This window comes from Pseudomonas sp. SAS7, assembly GCF_052112345.1.
GTDB classification, from domain to species: Bacteria; Pseudomonadota; Gammaproteobacteria; order Pseudomonadales; family Pseudomonadaceae; genus Aquipseudomonas; species Aquipseudomonas putida_Q.
Window position 1 is genome coordinate 1 of the sequence record NZ_JBEGGO010000046.1, and the last position, 1431, is coordinate 1431.

General features: G+C 53.0%; 1 rRNA gene. It reads right to left on the reverse strand.

What is annotated here, in order from left to right:
• Positions 1–21: 21 nt before the first annotated feature.
• Positions 22–1431: ribosomal RNA gene (locus tag ABI582_RS28610) — 23S ribosomal RNA — on the reverse strand; the annotation flags it as partial.

The following is a 1431-nucleotide window of genomic DNA, read 5'->3' on the forward strand; positions in this document are numbered from 1 at the left end:
AGCAAATTGCTTGGGTGTTATATGGTCAAGCCTCACGGGCAATTAGTATTGGTTAGCTCAACGCCTCACAGCGCTTACACACCCAACCTATCAACGTCGTAGTCTTCGACGGCCCTTTAGGGGATTCAAGATCCCAGTGAGATCTCATCTTGAGGCAAGTTTCCCGCTTAGATGCTTTCAGCGGTTATCTCTTCCGAACATAGCTACCCGGCAATGCCACTGGCGTGACAACCGGAACACCAGAGGTTCGTCCACTCCGGTCCTCTCGTACTAGGAGCAGCCCCTCTCAAATCTCAAACGTCCACGGCAGATAGGGACCGAACTGTCTCACGACGTTCTAAACCCAGCTCGCGTACCACTTTAAATGGCGAACAGCCATACCCTTGGGACCGGCTTCAGCCCCAGGATGTGATGAGCCGACATCGAGGTGCCAAACACCGCCGTCGATATGAACTCTTGGGCGGTATCAGCCTGTTATCCCCGGAGTACCTTTTATCCGTTGAGCGATGGCCCTTCCATACAGAACCACCGGATCACTAAGACCTACTTTCGTACCTGCTCGACGTGTTTGTCTCGCAGTCAAGCGCGCTTTTGCCTTTATACTCTACGACCGATTTCCGACCGGTCTGAGCGCACCTTCGTACTCCTCCGTTACTCTTTGGGAGGAGACCGCCCCAGTCAAACTACCCACCATACACTGTCCTCGATCCGGATAACGGACCTGAGTTAGAACCTCAAAGTTGCCAGGGTGGTATTTCAAGGATGGCTCCATGAGAACTGGCGTCCCCACTTCAAAGCCTCCCACCTATCCTACACAAGCAAATTCAAAGTCCAGTGCAAAGCTATAGTAAAGGTTCACGGGGTCTTTCCGTCTAGCCGCGGATACACTGCATCTTCACAGCGATTTCAATTTCACTGAGTCTCGGGTGGAGACAGCGCCGCCATCGTTACGCCATTCGTGCAGGTCGGAACTTACCCGACAAGGAATTTCGCTACCTTAGGACCGTTATAGTTACGGCCGCCGTTTACCGGGGCTTCGATCAAGAGCTTCGCTTGCGCTAACCCCATCAATTAACCTTCCGGCACCGGGCAGGCGTCACACCCTATACGTCCACTTTCGTGTTTGCAGAGTGCTGTGTTTTTAATAAACAGTCGCAGCGGCCTGGTATCTTCGACCGGCATGGGCTTACGGAGCAAGTCCTTGACCCTCGCCGGCGCACCTTCTCCCGAAGTTACGGTGCCATTTTGCCTAGTTCCTTCACCCGAGTTCTCTCAAGCGCCTTGGTATTCTCTACCTAACCACCTGTGTCGGTTTGGGGTACGGTTCCCAGTTATCTGAAGCTTAGGAGCTTTTCTTGGAAGCATGGTATCAACCACTTCGTCGCCTAAAGGCAACTCGTCATCAGCTCTCGGCCTTGAAATCCCGGATTT